Origin of the sequence: Scandinavium sp. UTDF21-P1B, from assembly GCF_040750395.1 — a bacterium.
Lineage (GTDB): Bacteria > Pseudomonadota > Gammaproteobacteria > Enterobacterales > Enterobacteriaceae > Scandinavium.
Map to the genome: position 1 here is coordinate 67,867 of NZ_JBFLVD010000014.1, position 16,417 is coordinate 84,283.

Genomic DNA, 16,417 nt, shown 5'->3' on the forward strand with positions numbered 1-16,417 from the left:
GCTCATGCTGTTAAATGCACTGGCCGCGCTCGGGCATCGGGGGATTAAGACGCTCTCGACCTTTGGCCGCGCCGGGTTAATGTTATTCAACGCGATCGTCGGCAAACCGGAGTTCCGCAAGCACGCCCCCTTGTTAGTGCGCCAGCTGTATAACGTTGGCGTACTGTCGATGCTGATTATTCTGGTGTCGGGCGTGTTTATTGGCATGGTGCTGGGCCTGCAGGGCTACCTGGTGCTGACCACCTACAGCGCCGAAACCAGCCTTGGCATGCTGGTGGCGCTCTCGCTGCTGCGTGAACTCGGCCCGGTGGTTGCCGCTTTGTTGTTTGCTGGTCGTGCCGGTTCTGCGTTAACCGCTGAAATCGGGCTAATGCGCGCCACTGAGCAGCTGTCGAGCATGGAAATGATGGCTGTCGATCCGCTGCGCCGCGTTATTGCGCCACGTTTCTGGGCGGGGGTTATCTCGCTGCCGTTGCTGACCATTATTTTTGTTGCCGTCGGCATCTGGGGCGGCTCGCTGGTTGGCGTGAGCTGGAAAGGCATCGATGCAGGTTTCTTCTGGTCCGCAATGCAAAATGCCGTCGACTGGCGGATGGACCTGGTGAACTGCGTGATTAAAAGCGTGGTATTTGCCATTACGGTGACGTGGATTGCGTTGTTCAACGGTTACGATGCTATCCCCACTTCCGCAGGGATCAGCCGCGCAACGACCCGCACCGTGGTGCACTCGTCGCTGGCGGTACTGGGGCTGGATTTTGTGCTGACTGCACTGATGTTTGGGAATTGAGTTCATGCAAACGAAAAAAAGTGAAATCTGGGTAGGCGTGTTTTTGCTGGTGGCATTTCTGGCCGCGCTGTTTGTTTGCCTGAAAGCGGCGGACGTGACTTCGTTTAAAACGACGCCGACGTATCAGGTGTATGCCACCTTCGATAACATTGGCGGCCTGAAAGTAAGGTCTCCGGTGCGCATCGGCGGAGTAGTGATTGGCCGCGTGGCGGACATTTCGCTCGATCCGAAAACCTACCTTCCGCGCGTAACGCTGGATATCGAAGAGCAATATAACCAGATCCCGGACACCAGTTCGCTGGCGATCCGCACCTCCGGCCTGCTGGGTGAGCAATACCTCGCGCTGAACGTCGGTTTTGACGATCCAGAAATGGGCACGGCGATGTTGAAAGAAGGAAGCACGATTCAGGATACGAAATCCGCGATGGTGCTTGAAGACCTGATTGGTCAGTTCCTCTACAACAGCAAAGGTGGCGACAATAAGAATTCTGGCGATGCGCAAAGCCCGTCGCCAGACCATACTGACGCGACGGCGCCTGCTGCAACGACGCACTAATTTCAGGAGAAATGAGCCATGTTTAAACGTTTACTTATGGTTGCCATGCTGGTGATTGCCCCGCTGACCGCCGTCCATGCGGCCGATCAGTCGAACCCTTACAGCCTGATGAATGAAGCCGCACAGAAGACCTTCGATCGTCTTAAAAATGAGCAGCCAAAAATTCGTGCTAATCCGGATTATCTGCGTCAGATTGTTGACCAGGAACTGTTGCCTTATGTGCAGGTAAAATATGCCGGTGCGCTCGTGCTTGGTCGTTACTATCGCGATGCAACGCCTGCTCAGCGTGAAGCCTACTTCGCGGCGTTCCGGGAATACCTGAAACAGGCTTACGGTCAGGCGCTGGCGATGTATCACGGTCAGACCTATCAGATTGCCCCTGAAAAACCGCTCGGTGACGCCACTATTCTGCCGATCCGCGTCACTATCGTCGATCCTAACGGTCGTCCTCCGGTACGTCTGGACTTCCAGTGGCGCAAGAACAGCCAGACCGGGAACTGGCAGGCGTTTGATATGATTGCCGAAGGCGTCAGTATGATTACGACTAAACAGAACGAATGGAGCGATCTGCTGCGCACCAAAGGTATTGACGGTCTGACCGCTCAGCTGCAGTCCATTTCCAAACAGCCGATCACGCTGGAACAGAAAAAATAATGGCCGACGCTCTGCGCTGGACGCGTGATAACGGTCGACTGTTGCTGCAAGGGGAGCTGGATCAGGATTACCTGGTTTCCCTGTGGGACGTGCGGGAAGAGATGACTCAGGGCGTCGATACCATCGATCTCAGTGACATCATCCGCGTGGATACTGCGGGAGTCGCGCTGCTGATGCATCTGGTGGCGCTGATTCGTCAGCAGGGTCGGAGCGTCACTGTCACCGGGAAGAGTGAAAAGATGAACACGCTGGTGCAGCTTTATAATCTTCCGGCCGATCTGATCCCTTAATCGATTCAATGTATTACTCCTAAAAGCCCCAACGTTTTGTGCGTCGGGGCTTTTTGCTTGTTTAAGACCGCCGCACTTTCCTCTAAGATGTTGGGCTGTTTTCTTTATCAGATGAAATTATCCCATGGAAAATCATGAAATTCAGACCGTGCTGATGAACGCACTCTCCCTTAAGGAAGTCCACGTCTCTGGCGATGGCAGTCACTTTCAGGTTATTGCCGTGGGCGAACAGTTCGAAGGGATGAGCCGGGTGAAAAAGCAGCAGTCCGTCTATGCTCCGCTGATGGAATACATTGCTGATAACCGTATTCATGCCCTGTCGATCAAGGCGTATACCCCACAGGAGTGGGAACGCGATCGCAAACTCAACGGTTTTTAAGTAACGGGCCGTCGCCCGTTGCAGAGATAAATTTAAAAGAGATTTCAACGAATGGATAAATTTCGTGTTCAGGGTCCAACGCGTCTCCAGGGCGAGGTAAGCATCTCCGGTGCCAAAAATGCGGCGCTGCCAATTCTTTTCGCCGCGCTGCTGGCCGAAGAGCCCGTCGAAATTCAGAACGTGCCGAAGCTGAAAGATATCGACACGACCATGAAGTTACTGAGTCAACTTGGCACCAAAGTGAGCCGCAATGGATCGGTCTGGATTGATGCCAGCGATGTTAACGTGTTCTGCGCACCGTATGAGCTTGTGAAAACTATGCGAGCCTCCATTTGGGCGCTCGGTCCGTTGGTGGCGCGTTTTGGCCAGGGCCAGGTTTCCCTGCCTGGCGGCTGTGCTATCGGCGCACGTCCGGTCGACCTGCACATTACCGGCCTTGAGCAGTTGGGCGCAGAGATCAAACTGGAAGAAGGCTACGTAAAAGCATCTGTTGATGGTCGCCTGAAAGGCGCGCACATCGTGATGGACAAAGTCAGCGTGGGCGCCACTGTCACCATCATGAGTGCCGCAACGCTTGCGGAAGGTACCACGATTATCGAGAACGCCGCGCGCGAGCCGGAAATTGTCGATACTGCGAACTTCCTGAACGCGCTGGGTGCGAAAATTACCGGTCAGGGCACCGATCGCATCACCATTGAAGGCGTTGAGCGCCTCGGTGGCGGGGTATACAGCGTTCTGCCAGACCGTATTGAAACCGGAACCTTCCTTGTGGCTGCTGCTATCTCTGGCGGTAAAATCGTTTGCCGTAACGCGCAACCCGATACTCTGGATGCCGTACTGGCGAAGCTGCGTGAAGCCGGTGCTGACATCGAAGTGGGCGAAGACTGGGTAAGCCTTGATATGCACGGAAAGCGTCCGAAAGCGGTGAATGTGCGTACTGCGCCGCATCCGGGTTTCCCTACCGACATGCAGGCTCAGTTCACCCTGCTGAACATGGTGGCTGAAGGGACAGGTGTGGTCACGGAGACGATCTTTGAAAACCGGTTTATGCACTTGCCTGAACTCATCCGTATGGGCGCCCGCGCAGAAATTGAAAGCAATACCGCGATTTGCCATGGTGTAGAGAAACTCTCTGGCGCTCAGGTTATGGCGACCGATTTACGTGCTTCTGCAAGCCTGGTACTGGCTGGTTGTATCGCGGAAGGGACGACGGTGGTGGAACGTATCTATCACATCGATCGTGGCTACGAGCGCATCGAAGACAAACTGCGCGGTCTTGGCGCAAGCATCGAACGTATCAAGGGCGAATAATTTCGCTTTCTGCTCAGGCATCCCCCCGTCCTTGTGACGTGGGGGCTGCTTTCCTGTTTCACTTCTTTTTTGGGTATCTTCTCTGCTGAGTTCGGTCGATGAATTCGTGCGTCAGCGGATCATGATACCGCGACGGCCAGATAATCCACGGTTGAGTGCCAAGTGCGGCAGCAATGATCATTTCGCCTTTCGGCCAGGGGCGGGTTAATGCATTTGCGAGTGTAGAAGAACTCAGTCCATTTTTTCGTGATTCAGCCGCCAGCGACGTTCCTTTTTTACGTAATCCGGCAATGATGTCTGCAGGATGCCAGTCGATAAATTTATCCATACTCTCTCCCTGTTGATACACAACCCACATCTGTTTTGTGGTTTATCCACTATACCGTCTAAATCGTTATAGTTCTAAAAAGTTCAAGTAAGTTGAAGCGATATTCGGATTAAATAAAGATGGCGTCATGCACAGGGAGAATAGGATGTTTTTGCCTGAACTTTCCCGCGCATTGCGCGGGAAGGGATCAGCGATCGCGTTGAACGGCGATGTGGGCGAGGGCAATAAGCGCTTCGCGCCATGGCGTATCGGGGAGAGAATGGAGAGACTGAATCGCTTTATCCGCCTCTTCTTCGGCACGCTGGCGAGTCCACTCCAGCGATCCGCTGGTGGCCATTGCTTCCAGCACGGGTTCAAGTAAATGCCGACCGTTACCTTCTTCGATGGCCTGGCGAATCATCGCAGCCTGTTCTGGCGTGCCGTTGCGCATTGCGTGAAGCAGAGGGAGGGTCGGTTTGCCTTCGTTTAAGTCATCACCGACGTTCTTACCGAGCGTTTCGCCATCTGCGCTGTAATCAAGAAGATCGTCGATAAGCTGAAATGCGGTGCCAAGATAGCGCCCGTAATCCTGCAGGCCTTTCTCTTGCTCTTCAGAACAACCCGCCAGCATGCCGGAACACTGGGCCGCCGCTTCGAACAGTCGCGCAGTCTTGCTGTAAATCACGCGCATGTAGTTTTCTTCAGTGATGTTCGGATCGTTAACGTTCATCAGCTGCAGGACTTCACCTTCAGCAATGACGTTGACCGCCTCTGACATCACTTCCAGAATGCGGAGTGAACCCAGGCTTGTCATCATCTGGAATGCGCGGGTATAGATGAAGTCGCCAACCAGCACGCTTGCTGCATTGCCAAACGCGGCGTTGGCGGTGGCTTTACCACGACGCATATCGGACTCATCCACGACATCGTCGTGCAACAGAGTGGCTGTGTGAATAAATTCGATAAGCGCAGCAATGGTGACGTGAGCATTTCCTTCATAGCCAACTGCACGTGCAGCCAGCACCGCGATCATGGGACGAATGCGCTTCCCGCCTCCGCTGACGATGTAATACCCTAACTGATTGATCAGCTGGACGTCAGAATTGAGTTGCTCAAGGATTGCCGCATTGACACCCGCCATATCTTGCGCGGTTAACTCATTGATTTTTTCTAAATTCATCGCAAAAGCCGGGCTTAATGTCCTGTTTACCGCTTATCCGTAAGGGATAACGAAGAGTCTGGGTTAGAATTGTAGACCTGATTGTACTGAAAAAACGACGCAGATAAACGTTACCTTGTGCGTTGTGTTTTTTTTCTGCATTGATCGATGATGGTACTTGTCAAAGGCTCACCTTTTGCGTAATATTCGCGCCCTATTGTGAATATTTATAGCGCACTCTGAATCACACGAGGACGTGCGCGGAAGCGGAGTTTTATATGTACGCGGTTTTCCAAAGTGGTGGTAAACAACACCGAGTAAGCGAAGGTCAGACCGTTCGCCTGGAAAAGCTGGACATCGCAACTGGCGAATCTATCGAGTTCGCTGAAGTTCTGATGATCGCAAACGGTGAAGAAGTCAAAATCGGCGTTCCTTTCGTTGATGGCGGCGTAATCAAAGCTGAAGTTGTTGCTCACGGTCGTGGCGAGAAAGTTAAAATCGTTAAGTTTCGTCGTCGTAAACACTACCGTAAGCAGCAGGGCCATCGTCAGTGGTTCACTGATGTGAAAATTACTGGCATCAGCGCCTAAGACCTGAGGAGAGATTTAAATGGCACATAAAAAGGCTGGCGGCTCAACTCGTAACGGTCGCGACTCAGAAGCTAAACGTCTGGGTGTTAAACGTTTCGGTGGCGAAACTGTACTGGCAGGTAGCATCATCGTTCGTCAACGTGGTACCAAATTCCACGCTGGCAACAACGTTGGTTGCGGCCGTGACCACACTCTGTTTGCGAAAGCAGACGGTAAAGTGAAATTCGAAGTTAAAGGTCCGAACAACCGTAAGTACATCAGCATCGTTGCTGAGTAAGTTTTTCGGTCCGGTAACGGATGAAAGCCCCGCAACGTGTTGCGGGGCTTTTTACATTAGACGTCCGGAAAATGTCTTACAGGATTAAGCGGGCATGAAACAGCAGGCGGGCATTGGGATTGTGTTGGCGCTCACCACAGCGATGTGTTGGGGGGCATTGCCCATTGCCATGAAGCAGGTGCTGGAAGTCATGGAGCCGCCCACCGTGGTGTTCTATCGCTTTCTGATGGCAAGTATTGGACTCGGTTCGATTCTCGCGATTAAGGGCAAACTACCACCGCTGCAGCTGTTTCGTAAACCTCGTTGGCTGGTGCTCCTGGCTATTGCTACCGGAGGACTGTTCGGCAATTTTATCCTGTTCAGTTCGTCGCTACAGTATTTAAGTCCTACCGCCTCCCAGGTGATTGGCCAACTTTCGCCCGTCGGGATGATGGTTGCCAGCGTCTTCATTCTTAAAGAGAAGATGCGCGGAACGCAGGTCATTGGCGCGATAATGCTGCTCTGTGGTCTGGTGATGTTCTTTAACACCAGCCTGGTGGAGATCTTTACCCGCCTGACGGATTACACCTGGGGCGTTATTTTTGGCGTTGGAGCGGCAACGGTATGGGTCAGTTACGGCGTAGCGCAAAAGGTGTTATTGCGACGGTTAGCCTCACAGCAGATCCTGTTTTTGCTGTACACTTTATGTACGATAGCATTGCTGCCGCTGGCAAAGCCGGGTGTGATTACCCAGTTGAGCGACTGGCAGCTGGCCTGCCTGATTTTCTGCGGGCTGAATACCCTGGTGGGTTACGGTGCGCTGGCTGAGGCTATGGCGCGCTGGCAGGCGGCGCAGGTGAGCGCGTTGATTACGCTGACTCCCCTGTTTACGCTGCTATTTTCAGATTTATTATCTATGGCCTGGCCCGATTTCTTCGCCAGACCGATGTTGAACCTTTTAGGTTATCTCGGTGCGTTTGTCGTGGTTGCGGGCGCGATGTATTCCGCCATTGGTCATCGTCTATGGGGACGGTGGCGTCAGCGTGAAGCGGTTGTTCCGCTCCCCCGCTCAGGCGAATGATTTACGGAGAGTAAAATGAAGTTTGTTGATGAAGCAACGATCCTGGTTGTGGCAGGGGATGGCGGCAATGGCTGCGTCAGCTTCCGTCGTGAAAAATATATTCCACGTGGCGGCCCGGACGGCGGCGACGGCGGTGACGGCGGTGACGTATGGCTGGAAGCCGATGAGAACCTGAATACCCTCATCGACTATCGCTTTGAAAAATCTTTCCGCGCCGAGCGTGGTCAGAACGGCCAGAGTCGTGACTGTACCGGTAAACGCGGTAAAGATGTCACCGTGAAGGTGCCGGTCGGTACGCGCGTTATCGACCAGGGCACCGGCGAAACAATGGGTGATATGACCAAACATGGTCAGCGCCTGATGGTCGCAAAAGGTGGCTGGCACGGCCTGGGTAACACCCGTTTCAAATCCTCTGTTAACCGTACTCCGCGTCAGAAGACGATGGGCACGCCGGGCGACAAGCGCGATCTGCAGCTTGAACTGATGCTGCTGGCTGACGTCGGGATGCTGGGGATGCCGAATGCCGGTAAATCGACCTTCATTCGTGCCGTCTCTGCGGCGAAGCCAAAAGTGGCTGACTATCCGTTTACCACGCTGGTGCCAAGCCTTGGCGTTGTGCGTATGGACAACGAAAAGAGCTTTGTGGTTGCCGATATCCCTGGCCTGATTGAAGGTGCAGCGGAAGGCGCAGGTCTGGGCATTCGCTTCCTGAAACACCTTGAGCGCTGCCGCGTGCTGCTGCACCTGATCGACATCGCTCCAATCGATGGTTCCGATCCGGTTGAGAATGCCCGCATTATCATTGGCGAGCTGGAAAAATACAGCGAAAAACTGGCCGAAAAACCGCGCTGGCTGGTGTTCAACAAAATCGATCTGATGGACAAAGCGGAAGCCGAAGAAAAAGCGAAAGCTATCGCTGAAGCGCTGGGCTGGGAAGAGAAGTTCTACCTGATCTCCGCTGCCAGCCAGCAGGGCGTGAAGGATCTTTGCTGGGACGTGATGACCTTCATCATCGAAAACCCGGTCGCGAAAGCAGAAGAAGAGAAGCAGCCAGAGAAAGTCGAATTCATGTGGGATGACTATCACCGCCAACAGCTTGAAGAAGCCGAAGTGGAAGATGACGAAGACTGGGATGACGACTGGGATGAAGATGACGAAGAAGGCGTCGAGTTCATCTACAAGCACTAAGTTTGCTGCAAAGAAAAGGCTCCCATCGGGAGCCTTTTTGTTTTAGTTGTTCTGGTAAATATCTTTGTACAACCGGCTTTCGAAGCGCACTAACGGAATACGACGGTTGCGTTGATCGGCTGGTTCTACCGCATAGCCTGAAAGGTATTGCACGAACGCCATGCGCTGGCCGCTGGCCGTCGTAATAAAGCCAGCCAGGTTGTAGACGCCCTGTAATGATCCAGTCTTCGCCGATACTTTCTTGTCTACGCCCGCCTGGTGTAATCCCGCACGGTACTGCAGAGAACCATCAACGCCGGCCAGAGGCAGCATGGAGATGAAGTTCAGCTCGGTGTCATGTTGGGCGATGTACTGCAACACCTGCATCATGGTGGCTGGCGCAATCAGGTTATGACGAGAGAGCCCGGAACCATCAACGATGATCGTGTTGCCTAAATCCACGCCTGCCTGCTGGCGGAGGATCTGCCGGACGGCATCCGATCCTGCGCGCCACGTACCAGGCACACCGAAGCGGGCATGGCCGATGGTACGGAAGACGGTGTCGGCGATCATGTTGTCTGACTTTTTCAGCATGATCCTCAGCAGATCGTGCAGCGGTGCTGATTGTTTACTGGCGAGCACCGTGCCCGGCTCGTTGACCAGCGTCTGACGCAGCAGCGTGCCGCTGTAGGTTATGCCCGCCTGGTTAAGTTCATCTTTCAGGATCGCCCCTGCGTAGCTGGCGCCATCCTGAATGGCAAAGGCCAGTGGCAAGGGTTCAGAGCGTTGCGGTAAACACCCCGTCAGCGTATAGCGGTTGAGATCGCCTGGCACGACGTCCAGCTCACAATACTGCGCCTCGCCAGAACCGCGTTGCAGCGTTCTGACCTGGCTGAACATAGTCACAGGATAGTAGGACGCTACGCGAATAAAGGCCAAATCACCGGGTTTTTGCGCGCTGTAAAGAGAGACGGAGAAGCAGTTACGGTCGACAATGGCGGCGGCGGGAGGGGCGCTGAAGCACTGAGTCAGATCGTTCCACGGCCAGCCGGGCGCTTTGTCGTGGCTGGCGAAAACGGAGGTATCGATCAGCACATTGCCGTCAATTTTCTGCACGCCTGATTTTTTCAGGACGGCAACCATATTGCGAATATCCTGACGTTTTAGCGTCGGATCGCCGCCAAATCGCGCCACAAGATCGCCTTTCAATACGCCGCTTTCAATGCTGCCTTTGCTTTCCAGCGTCGTGGTAAATCGGAAATCCGGGCCCAGCTGTAGCAGCGCCGCGAGCGCGGTGATCACTTTTTGCGTACTGGCGGGTAACGCCATTTGCTGGCTGTGATAGTCGATATCCGGCGCTTTTGCGCCGATCTTCTGAACCATGAGGGCCAGATTCGCGCCTGCCGGGAGCTGATTGACATACTCCTCGACGTTCGCGGCCTGCACGCTAAAGGCTAAACTGGTGGTCAATCCGATGATAAATCTGGAAAATCGCATAATCTCGCGCTAACAGCCTGGAAACAAGCCGTCATACTACGGCGCAACGCCCTGTAAAGTAAACGATGACCCATAGTGAACTTCAGGGTAAAATACGCATCAAACAGAAAAATTGCCGCTGGCCTGGAATTTTCGTTCCGGGTCAGTTTTCTTTTTGCTTAACTTCTGGCTTCCGATGAGTCGCAGAAGGACGTGCAGGGCTGCAGCGTACGCTGTGCCTGAAAGAATGATGAAGAGGTATAACTCATGCAAGCAATTCCGATGACCTTACGTGGTGCCGAAAAACTGCGCGAAGAACTGGAGTTCCTGAAATCCGTTCGTCGCCCTGAAATCATTGCAGCGATTGCCGAAGCTCGTGAACATGGTGACCTGAAAGAAAATGCCGAATACCACGCGGCACGTGAGCAGCAGGGCTTCTGTGAAGGGCGTATCAAGGACATTGAAGCGAAACTCTCTAACGCTCAGGTTATCGATATCACCAAAATGCCTAACACCGGGCGTGTGATTTTTGGTGCCACCGTGCAGGTGCTGAACCTGGACAACGACGAAGAGACCAGCTGGCGTATCGTGGGCGATGATGAAGCTGACTTTAAGCAGAATCTCATCTCCGTGAACTCTCCGATTGCACGTGGCCTGATCGGCAAAGAGCGGGATGACGTCGTGACTATCCAGACGCCAGGCGGAGAAGTGGAATACGAAATCGTCAAGGTCGACTACCTGTAAACACTTTTGTTTACAAAATGTAAAGATAAGAAAAAGGCCGCTTAGCGGCCTTTTAACAACGTTAAGAGCGTGGCATTTTGCTCACCTGCCCGCGGAAACCCCTCGTTTTACACATCAAATGTGTTCAATTCAGGTTACTCTTAACGTGGCAGCGAGATTTTGCGCTCTGCTGTTGGGCGATACAGAACCAGCGTTTTACCGATGACCTGTACGTTACAGGCGCCGGTTTCGCGAACGATAGCTTCCACGATAAGGAGTTTAGTCTCGCGATCTTCCGAGGCGATTTTCACCTTGATCAGTTCGTGGTGTTCTAACGCTTGTTCAATCTCGGCCAGTACCCCTTCGGTCAAACCATTGTTGCCAAGCATAACTACCGGCTTGAGCGGATGTGCCAGACCTTTCAGGTGCTGTTTTTGTTTAGTACTCAGATTCATCGTATATTTTTGCTTACGTTGGGATTGAAAACGGTTCATTCTACCGCCATCTCTCAATTATCGCCAAATCGGCCGTTAAAATTTACGCTGCCGGGTACGAGGATCTGCCCCGATGGGAAAGTTAAATGACAGGTAAAAAGCGTTCTGCCAGCTCCAGCCGCTGGCTCCAGGAACACTTTAGCGATAAATATGTTCAGCAGGCACAGAAAAAGGGGTTACGTTCCCGTGCCTGGTTTAAACTTGATGAAATACAGCAAAGTGACAAACTTTTTAAACCGGGAATGACGGTGGTCGATCTCGGTGCTGCCCCCGGCGGATGGTCACAGTATGCCGTGACGCAGATCGGCGGCGGCGGCCGCATCATCGCTTGCGATCTTTTACCGATGGATCCAATCGTTGGTGTGGACTTCCTTCAGGGCGACTTTCGTGATGAATTAGTGCTGAAAGCGTTACTTGAACGTGTAGGTGACAGTAAAGTCCAGGTTGTCATGTCCGATATGGCTCCAAACATGTGCGGAACACCAGCGGTGGATATTCCCCGTGCCATGTATCTGGTAGAGCTGGCGCTTGAGATGTGTCGTGATGTACTGGCACCGGGCGGCAGTTTTTTAGTGAAGGTGTTTCAGGGCGAAGGTTTCGAGGAGTACCTTAAGGAAATTCGCTCCCTGTTTACGAAAGTCAAAGTTCGTAAGCCGGACTCTTCCCGCGCACGTTCGCGAGAAGTGTACATTGTAGCGACCGGGCGAAAACCATAACCTGACGCTTTTAAGCCTTTGCCGTTCCGGCAGCGGTTTGAAATGCGTCGGATGTATAGTAACCTGACGCTGTTATTAACACAGTTGTAATAAGAGGTTAATCCCTTGAGTGACATGGCGAAAAACCTAATACTCTGGCTGGTCATCGCAGTTGTGCTGATGTCAGTCTTCCAGAGCTTTGGGCCCAGCGAGTCAAATGGCCGTAAGGTGGATTACTCTACCTTTCTGCAAGAGGTCAATCAGGACCAGGTTCGCGAAGCGCGTATCAACGGACGTGAGATCAACGTTACCAAGAAAGATAGTAACCGTTACACGACTTATATTCCGGTTAACGATCCTAAACTGCTTGATAACCTGCTGACCAAAAACGTGAAAGTCGTGGGTGAACCGCCTGAAGAACCAAGCCTGCTGGCTTCTATCTTCATCTCCTGGTTCCCAATGCTTCTGCTGATTGGTGTCTGGATCTTCTTCATGCGTCAGATGCAGGGCGGCGGTGGCAAAGGTGCCATGTCGTTCGGTAAAAGCAAAGCGCGGATGCTGACCGAAGATCAGATCAAAACCACTTTTGCTGACGTTGCAGGCTGCGATGAAGCGAAAGAGGAAGTTGGCGAGCTGGTTGAATACCTGCGTGAGCCAAGCCGCTTCCAGAAGCTGGGCGGTAAAATTCCAAAAGGCGTGCTGATGGTTGGCCCTCCGGGGACCGGTAAAACCCTGCTCGCTAAGGCTATCGCTGGTGAAGCGAAAGTGCCTTTCTTCACTATTTCCGGTTCTGACTTCGTTGAAATGTTCGTGGGTGTCGGTGCATCTCGTGTGCGTGACATGTTTGAACAGGCGAAGAAAGCGGCACCTTGCATTATCTTCATCGATGAAATCGACGCCGTAGGCCGCCAGCGTGGCGCAGGCCTGGGCGGTGGTCATGATGAACGTGAGCAGACGCTGAACCAGATGCTGGTTGAAATGGACGGCTTCGAAGGTAACGAAGGTATCATCGTTATCGCGGCAACTAACCGTCCGGACGTGCTTGACCCGGCGCTGCTGCGCCCAGGCCGTTTCGACCGTCAGGTTGTGGTTGGTCTTCCGGATGTTCGTGGCCGTGAGCAGATCCTGAAAGTGCACATGCGTCGCGTACCGCTGGCACCTGATATCGACGCGGCAATCATCGCGCGTGGTACGCCAGGCTTCTCCGGTGCAGATCTCGCGAACCTGGTTAACGAAGCTGCTCTGTTTGCCGCTCGCGGCAACAAGCGTGTGGTTTCCATGGTCGAGTTTGAGAAAGCGAAAGACAAAATCATGATGGGTGCGGAACGCCGCTCCATGGTGATGACGGAAGCGCAGAAAGAATCTACGGCTTACCACGAAGCAGGCCACGCGATTATCGGTCGCCTGGTACCGGAACACGATCCGGTGCATAAAGTGACGATCATTCCTCGCGGTCGTGCGCTGGGTGTGACCTTCTTCCTGCCTGAAGGCGACGCGATTAGCGCCAGCCGTCAGAAGCTGGAGAGCCAAATCTCCACGCTGTACGGTGGCCGTCTGGCAGAAGAGATCATCTACGGTGCAGAACATGTTTCCACCGGTGCGTCTAACGACATTAAAGTGGCGACGAACCTGGCGCGTAACATGGTGACCCAGTGGGGCTTCTCCGACAAACTCGGTCCGCTGCTGTATGCGGAAGAGGAAGGTGAAGTGTTCCTCGGCCGCTCCGTTGCCAAAGCGAAGCATATGTCTGATGAAACGGCACGTATCATCGACCAGGAAGTGAAAGCGCTGATTGAACGCAACTATGCTCGCGCTCGCCAAATCCTGAATGACAACATGGACATCCTGCACTCGATGAAAGATGCGCTCATGAAGTATGAGACCATCGATGCGCCGCAGATTGATGACCTGATGGCTCGCCGAGATGTTCGCCCACCTGCGGGTTGGGAAGATCCAGGCGCGTCCAATAACTCTGACAGCAATGGTACCCCGAAAGCGCCGCGTCCGGTTGATGAACCACGCACGCCAAACCCGGGTAACAGCATGTCAGAGCAGTTGGGCGACAAATAAGCTATCCGCTATTGATGACGCTGCTTTAACTGAAAACCCTGGGGCGATGGCTCCGGGGTTTTTTTATTCTCATTTCGCCAGAATTTACCAGGGATCCGTCATGAAACTTTTCGCCCAGGGCACCCATCTCGACCTCGCTTATCCTCATGTGATGGGTATCCTCAACGTTACACCTGATTCCTTTTCAGATGGTGGTACGCACAATACGCTGATTGAGGCGGTTAAGCATGCCAACCTGATGATCAATGCCGGGGCGACTATCATTGATGTCGGCGGAGAATCAACGCGCCCTGGGGCGGCAGAAGTGAGCGTGGAGGAGGAACTTTCCCGCGTGATCCCCGTGGTTGAGGCGATAGCTCAGCGTTTTGAGGTCTGGATTTCAGTCGATACCTCCAAACCGGAGGTGATCCGCGAGTCTGCACGCGTTGGTGCGCATATCATCAACGATATTCGCTCGCTGACGGAGCCTGGCGCGCTGGAAGCCGCTGCCGAAACAGGCCTGCCGGTGTGCCTGATGCATATGCAGGGTGAACCGCGCACGATGCAGGAAGCGCCGAAGTATGACGATGTCTTTACTGATGTGAATCGCTTCTTTATTGACCAGATTGCGCGCTGCGAGGCTGCGGGCATCACAAAAGATAAATTGTTGCTCGACCCGGGATTCGGTTTCGGTAAAAATCTCTCCCACAATTACGCGCTGCTTGCTCGTTTATCAGAATTTCACCACTTCGACCTGCCGCTGTTAGTGGGAATGTCACGAAAAACGATGATTGGACAATTACTCAACGTCGGTCCGTCTGAACGCCTTAGCGGCAGCCTGGCCTGTGCAGTGATTGCCGCAATGCAGGGGGCGCACATTATCCGCGTTCATGACGTGAAAGAGACAGTTGAAGCGATGCGCGTGGTGGAAGCCACCCTTGCTGCGAAGGAAAACAAACGCTATGAGTAACCGTAAATATTTTGGCACCGACGGCATTCGCGGTCGCGTAGGCGATGCGCCAATTACCCCCGATTTCGTTCTGAAGCTCGGCTTTGCCGCCGGTAAAGTGCTGGCCCTCCACGGTTCACGCAAAGTGATCATCGGCAAAGATACCCGCATTTCCGGCTATATGCTGGAATCTGCCCTTGAGGCGGGGCTGGCTGCGGCTGGTTTATCTGCTTCCTTCACCGGCCCGATGCCAACGCCTGCGGTGGCGTACCTCACGCGCACCTTCCGCGCTGAGGCCGGGATCGTGATTTCCGCCTCCCATAACCCGTTCTACGACAACGGCATTAAATTCTTCTCCATCGATGGGACGAAACTGCCCGATGCGGTGGAAGAGGCGATTGAAGCGGAACTGGAAAAAGAGATCACCTGCGTGGACTCTGCAGAACTCGGCAAAGCCAGTCGAATTGTGGATGCCGCAGGCCGCTACATCGAATTCTGCAAAGCCACATTTCCGAATGAGCTCAATCTGAATGAGCTAAAAATTGTCGTCGATTGTGCCAACGGCGCAACTTATCACATCGCACCAAACGTCTTCCGTGAGCTGGGGGCGAAGGTTATCGCTATCGGCTGTGAGCCAGACGGTGTGAACATCAATGAAGAAGTCGGTGCAACCGACGTTCGCGCGCTTCAGGCTCGCGTGTTGGCAGAGAAGGCGCATCTGGGTATCGCCTTTGACGGTGACGGTGACCGCGTGATCATGGTCGATCACGAAGGTAACAAAGTCGATGGCGATCAGATCCTCTACATCATCGCTCGTGAAGGATTGCGTCAGGGCCAGCTGCGCGGCGGCGCCGTCGGCACATTGATGAGCAACATGGGCCTGGAGGTAGCGCTCAAGCAGCTGGGTATTCCGTTTACCCGTGCGAAAGTCGGTGACCGTTACGTGCTGGAAGCCATGCAGGAAAAGGGCTGGCGTATTGGGGCTGAAAACTCCGGTCACGTGATTCTGCTTGATAAAACCACCACCGGTGACGGCATTGTTGCGGCGCTGCAGGTTGTGGCCGCAATGGTGCGTAACCATATGACGCTGCAGGATCTGTGCAGCGGGATGAAGATGTTCCCGCAGGTGCTGGTCAACGTTCGCTATACCGACGGCAGCGAAAACCCGCTGGAAAATGAAACGGTGAAAAAAGTGACCGCTGAAGTGGAAGCGGCCCTGGGAAGTCGTGGTCGCGTGCTGCTGCGTAAATCCGGTACCGAACCGCTGATTCGCGTAATGGTTGAAGGCGAAGATGATGCTCAGGTAAATGCCTTCGCGAATCGTATTGCCGATGCGGTGAAAGCCGTCTGATAGTGACGATAACTGCTTAAAAAGGCGGCTTTTGCCGCCTTTTTGTTGCGCGCGGTTTTGCTTTTTGCTGTTTTTTTCCGCACTTGATACAATGCGTCAAAATTGCCCTTGCGAAGCCCATTCGCTTTGGTTAGTATTCACAC

The 16,417-nt window shown here is 53.6% G+C and carries 19 protein-coding genes; 15 read left to right on the forward strand and 4 right to left on the reverse strand.

Features of this window, described 5'->3' with window-relative positions; translation table 11 throughout:
* Positions 1–4 precede the first annotated feature (4 nt).
* The 6 genes from mlaE to murA all read left to right on the forward strand — a co-directional run bounded on the left by mlaE (position 5) and on the right by murA (position 3,977).
* Complete coding sequence (mlaE, locus tag AB1287_RS11065) at positions 5–787, forward strand: lipid asymmetry maintenance ABC transporter permease subunit MlaE (protein WP_312625392.1); 783 nt, start codon at positions 5–7, stop codon at positions 785–787.
* 4 nt (positions 788–791) lie between these two features.
* Positions 792–1,343: an outer membrane lipid asymmetry maintenance protein MlaD gene (gene mlaD, locus AB1287_RS11070; RefSeq protein ID WP_435617790.1), complete on the forward strand. Its 552-nt coding sequence runs from the start codon at positions 792–794 to the stop codon at positions 1,341–1,343.
* 18 nt (positions 1,344–1,361) lie between these two features.
* Positions 1,362–1,997, forward strand: a complete 636-nt coding sequence (gene mlaC / locus AB1287_RS11075) for a phospholipid-binding protein MlaC (protein ID WP_312625396.1) — start codon at positions 1,362–1,364, stop codon at positions 1,995–1,997.
* Positions 1,997–2,287 (forward strand): lipid asymmetry maintenance protein MlaB, encoded by a 291-nt coding sequence (gene mlaB, locus AB1287_RS11080; protein ID WP_312625397.1) that lies wholly within the window; start codon positions 1,997–1,999, stop codon positions 2,285–2,287. Before mlaC ends, mlaB begins: the two co-directional genes overlap by 1 nt.
* A 124-nt stretch (positions 2,288–2,411) precedes the next feature.
* Positions 2,412–2,666 (forward strand): BolA family iron metabolism protein IbaG, encoded by a 255-nt coding sequence (gene ibaG / locus AB1287_RS11085; RefSeq protein WP_312625398.1) that lies wholly within the window; start codon positions 2,412–2,414, stop codon positions 2,664–2,666.
* 51 nt (positions 2,667–2,717) lie between these two features.
* Positions 2,718–3,977, forward strand: a complete 1,260-nt coding sequence (gene murA, locus AB1287_RS11090; protein WP_312625400.1) for a UDP-N-acetylglucosamine 1-carboxyvinyltransferase — start codon at positions 2,718–2,720, stop codon at positions 3,975–3,977.
* 58 nt (positions 3,978–4,035) lie between these two features.
* Here murA and sfsB read toward each other — a convergent pair whose 3' ends face one another.
* Both sfsB and ispB read right to left on the reverse strand, forming a co-directional pair.
* Positions 4,036–4,305 (reverse strand): DNA-binding transcriptional regulator SfsB, encoded by a 270-nt coding sequence (gene sfsB / locus AB1287_RS11095; RefSeq protein ID WP_312625401.1) that lies wholly within the window; start codon positions 4,303–4,305, stop codon positions 4,036–4,038.
* Between the two features lie 187 nt (positions 4,306–4,492).
* On the reverse strand, positions 4,493–5,464 hold the full coding sequence (gene ispB, locus AB1287_RS11100) for an octaprenyl diphosphate synthase (protein WP_312625402.1): 972 nt from the start codon (positions 5,462–5,464) through the stop codon (positions 4,493–4,495).
* 257 nt (positions 5,465–5,721) lie between these two features.
* Here ispB and rplU point away from each other — a divergent pair, with 257 nt between their 5' ends.
* The 4 genes from rplU (at position 5,722) to cgtA (ending at position 8,558) form a co-directional block, all read left to right on the forward strand.
* The gene (gene rplU, locus AB1287_RS11105) at positions 5,722–6,033 is read left to right on the forward strand and encodes a 50S ribosomal protein L21 (RefSeq protein ID WP_042325074.1); all 312 of its coding nucleotides are present in this window, start codon (positions 5,722–5,724) and stop codon (positions 6,031–6,033) included.
* 19 nt (positions 6,034–6,052) lie between these two features.
* Entirely contained in the window at positions 6,053–6,310 is a 258-nt protein-coding gene (rpmA, locus tag AB1287_RS11110) for a 50S ribosomal protein L27 (RefSeq protein ID WP_007673187.1), read from the forward strand.
* 94 nt (positions 6,311–6,404) lie between these two features.
* Positions 6,405–7,370: a DMT family transporter gene (locus AB1287_RS11115; protein WP_312625403.1), complete on the forward strand. Its 966-nt coding sequence runs from the start codon at positions 6,405–6,407 to the stop codon at positions 7,368–7,370.
* A 15-nt stretch (positions 7,371–7,385) separates the two neighbouring features.
* Positions 7,386–8,558 (forward strand): Obg family GTPase CgtA, encoded by a 1,173-nt coding sequence (gene cgtA / locus AB1287_RS11120; RefSeq protein ID WP_435617791.1) that lies wholly within the window; start codon positions 7,386–7,388, stop codon positions 8,556–8,558.
* 42 nt (positions 8,559–8,600) lie between these two features.
* Here the strand turns inward: cgtA and dacB are convergent, their stop codons facing one another.
* Positions 8,601–10,034: a serine-type D-Ala-D-Ala carboxypeptidase gene (dacB, locus tag AB1287_RS11125; RefSeq protein WP_435617792.1), complete on the reverse strand. Its 1,434-nt coding sequence runs from the start codon at positions 10,032–10,034 to the stop codon at positions 8,601–8,603.
* Between the two features lie 246 nt (positions 10,035–10,280).
* Between dacB and greA the strand changes: the two genes are divergently transcribed.
* Entirely contained in the window at positions 10,281–10,757 is a 477-nt protein-coding gene (gene greA / locus AB1287_RS11130; protein ID WP_435617793.1) for a transcription elongation factor GreA, read from the forward strand.
* A 140-nt stretch (positions 10,758–10,897) separates the two neighbouring features.
* Here the strand turns inward: greA and yhbY are convergent, their stop codons facing one another.
* On the reverse strand, positions 10,898–11,191 hold the full coding sequence (gene yhbY, locus AB1287_RS11135) for a ribosome assembly RNA-binding protein YhbY (RefSeq protein WP_312625410.1): 294 nt from the start codon (positions 11,189–11,191) through the stop codon (positions 10,898–10,900).
* A gap of 125 nt (positions 11,192–11,316) precedes the next feature.
* Here yhbY and rlmE point away from each other — a divergent pair, with 125 nt between their 5' ends.
* The 4 genes from rlmE (at position 11,317) to glmM (ending at position 16,274) form a co-directional block, all read left to right on the forward strand.
* Positions 11,317–11,946 (forward strand): 23S rRNA (uridine(2552)-2'-O)-methyltransferase RlmE, encoded by a 630-nt coding sequence (rlmE, locus tag AB1287_RS11140; protein ID WP_312625412.1) that lies wholly within the window; start codon positions 11,317–11,319, stop codon positions 11,944–11,946.
* A gap of 114 nt (positions 11,947–12,060) precedes the next feature.
* Positions 12,061–13,995, forward strand: a complete 1,935-nt coding sequence (gene ftsH, locus AB1287_RS11145; protein WP_435617794.1) for an ATP-dependent zinc metalloprotease FtsH — start codon at positions 12,061–12,063, stop codon at positions 13,993–13,995.
* Between the two features lie 100 nt (positions 13,996–14,095).
* The gene (gene folP, locus AB1287_RS11150; RefSeq protein WP_435617795.1) at positions 14,096–14,944 is read left to right on the forward strand and encodes a dihydropteroate synthase; all 849 of its coding nucleotides are present in this window, start codon (positions 14,096–14,098) and stop codon (positions 14,942–14,944) included.
* Positions 14,937–16,274: a phosphoglucosamine mutase gene (gene glmM, locus AB1287_RS11155; protein WP_435617796.1), complete on the forward strand. Its 1,338-nt coding sequence runs from the start codon at positions 14,937–14,939 to the stop codon at positions 16,272–16,274. Before folP ends, glmM begins: the two co-directional genes overlap by 8 nt.
* Positions 16,275–16,417 lie beyond the last annotated feature (143 nt).

Bases quoted from the DNA above. Each gene is read 5' to 3' on its own strand.
- mlaE (WP_312625392.1), top strand. From the start codon at position 5: ATGCTGTTAAATGCACTGGCCGCGCTCGGGCATCGGGGGATTAAGACG.
- mlaD (WP_435617790.1), top strand. From the start codon at position 792: ATGCAAACGAAAAAAAGTGAAATCTGGGTAGGCGTGTTTTTGCTGGTG.
- mlaC (WP_312625396.1), top strand. From the start codon at position 1,362: ATGTTTAAACGTTTACTTATGGTTGCCATGCTGGTGATTGCCCCGCTG.
- mlaB (WP_312625397.1), top strand. From the start codon at position 1,997: ATGGCCGACGCTCTGCGCTGGACGCGTGATAACGGTCGACTGTTGCTG.
- ibaG (WP_312625398.1), top strand. From the start codon at position 2,412: ATGGAAAATCATGAAATTCAGACCGTGCTGATGAACGCACTCTCCCTT.
- murA (WP_312625400.1), top strand. From the start codon at position 2,718: ATGGATAAATTTCGTGTTCAGGGTCCAACGCGTCTCCAGGGCGAGGTA.
- sfsB (WP_312625401.1), bottom strand. From the start codon at position 4,305: ATGGATAAATTTATCGACTGGCATCCTGCAGACATCATTGCCGGATTA.
- ispB (WP_312625402.1), bottom strand. From the start codon at position 5,464: ATGAATTTAGAAAAAATCAATGAGTTAACCGCGCAAGATATGGCGGGT.
- rplU (WP_042325074.1), top strand. From the start codon at position 5,722: ATGTACGCGGTTTTCCAAAGTGGTGGTAAACAACACCGAGTAAGCGAA.
- rpmA (WP_007673187.1), top strand. From the start codon at position 6,053: ATGGCACATAAAAAGGCTGGCGGCTCAACTCGTAACGGTCGCGACTCA.
- AB1287_RS11115 (WP_312625403.1), top strand. From the start codon at position 6,405: ATGAAACAGCAGGCGGGCATTGGGATTGTGTTGGCGCTCACCACAGCG.
- cgtA (WP_435617791.1), top strand. From the start codon at position 7,386: ATGAAGTTTGTTGATGAAGCAACGATCCTGGTTGTGGCAGGGGATGGC.
- dacB (WP_435617792.1), bottom strand. From the start codon at position 10,034: ATGCGATTTTCCAGATTTATCATCGGATTGACCACCAGTTTAGCCTTT.
- greA (WP_435617793.1), top strand. From the start codon at position 10,281: ATGCAAGCAATTCCGATGACCTTACGTGGTGCCGAAAAACTGCGCGAA.
- yhbY (WP_312625410.1), bottom strand. From the start codon at position 11,191: ATGAATCTGAGTACTAAACAAAAACAGCACCTGAAAGGTCTGGCACAT.
- rlmE (WP_312625412.1), top strand. From the start codon at position 11,317: ATGACAGGTAAAAAGCGTTCTGCCAGCTCCAGCCGCTGGCTCCAGGAA.
- ftsH (WP_435617794.1), top strand. From the start codon at position 12,061: ATGGCGAAAAACCTAATACTCTGGCTGGTCATCGCAGTTGTGCTGATG.
- folP (WP_435617795.1), top strand. From the start codon at position 14,096: ATGAAACTTTTCGCCCAGGGCACCCATCTCGACCTCGCTTATCCTCAT.
- glmM (WP_435617796.1), top strand. From the start codon at position 14,937: ATGAGTAACCGTAAATATTTTGGCACCGACGGCATTCGCGGTCGCGTA.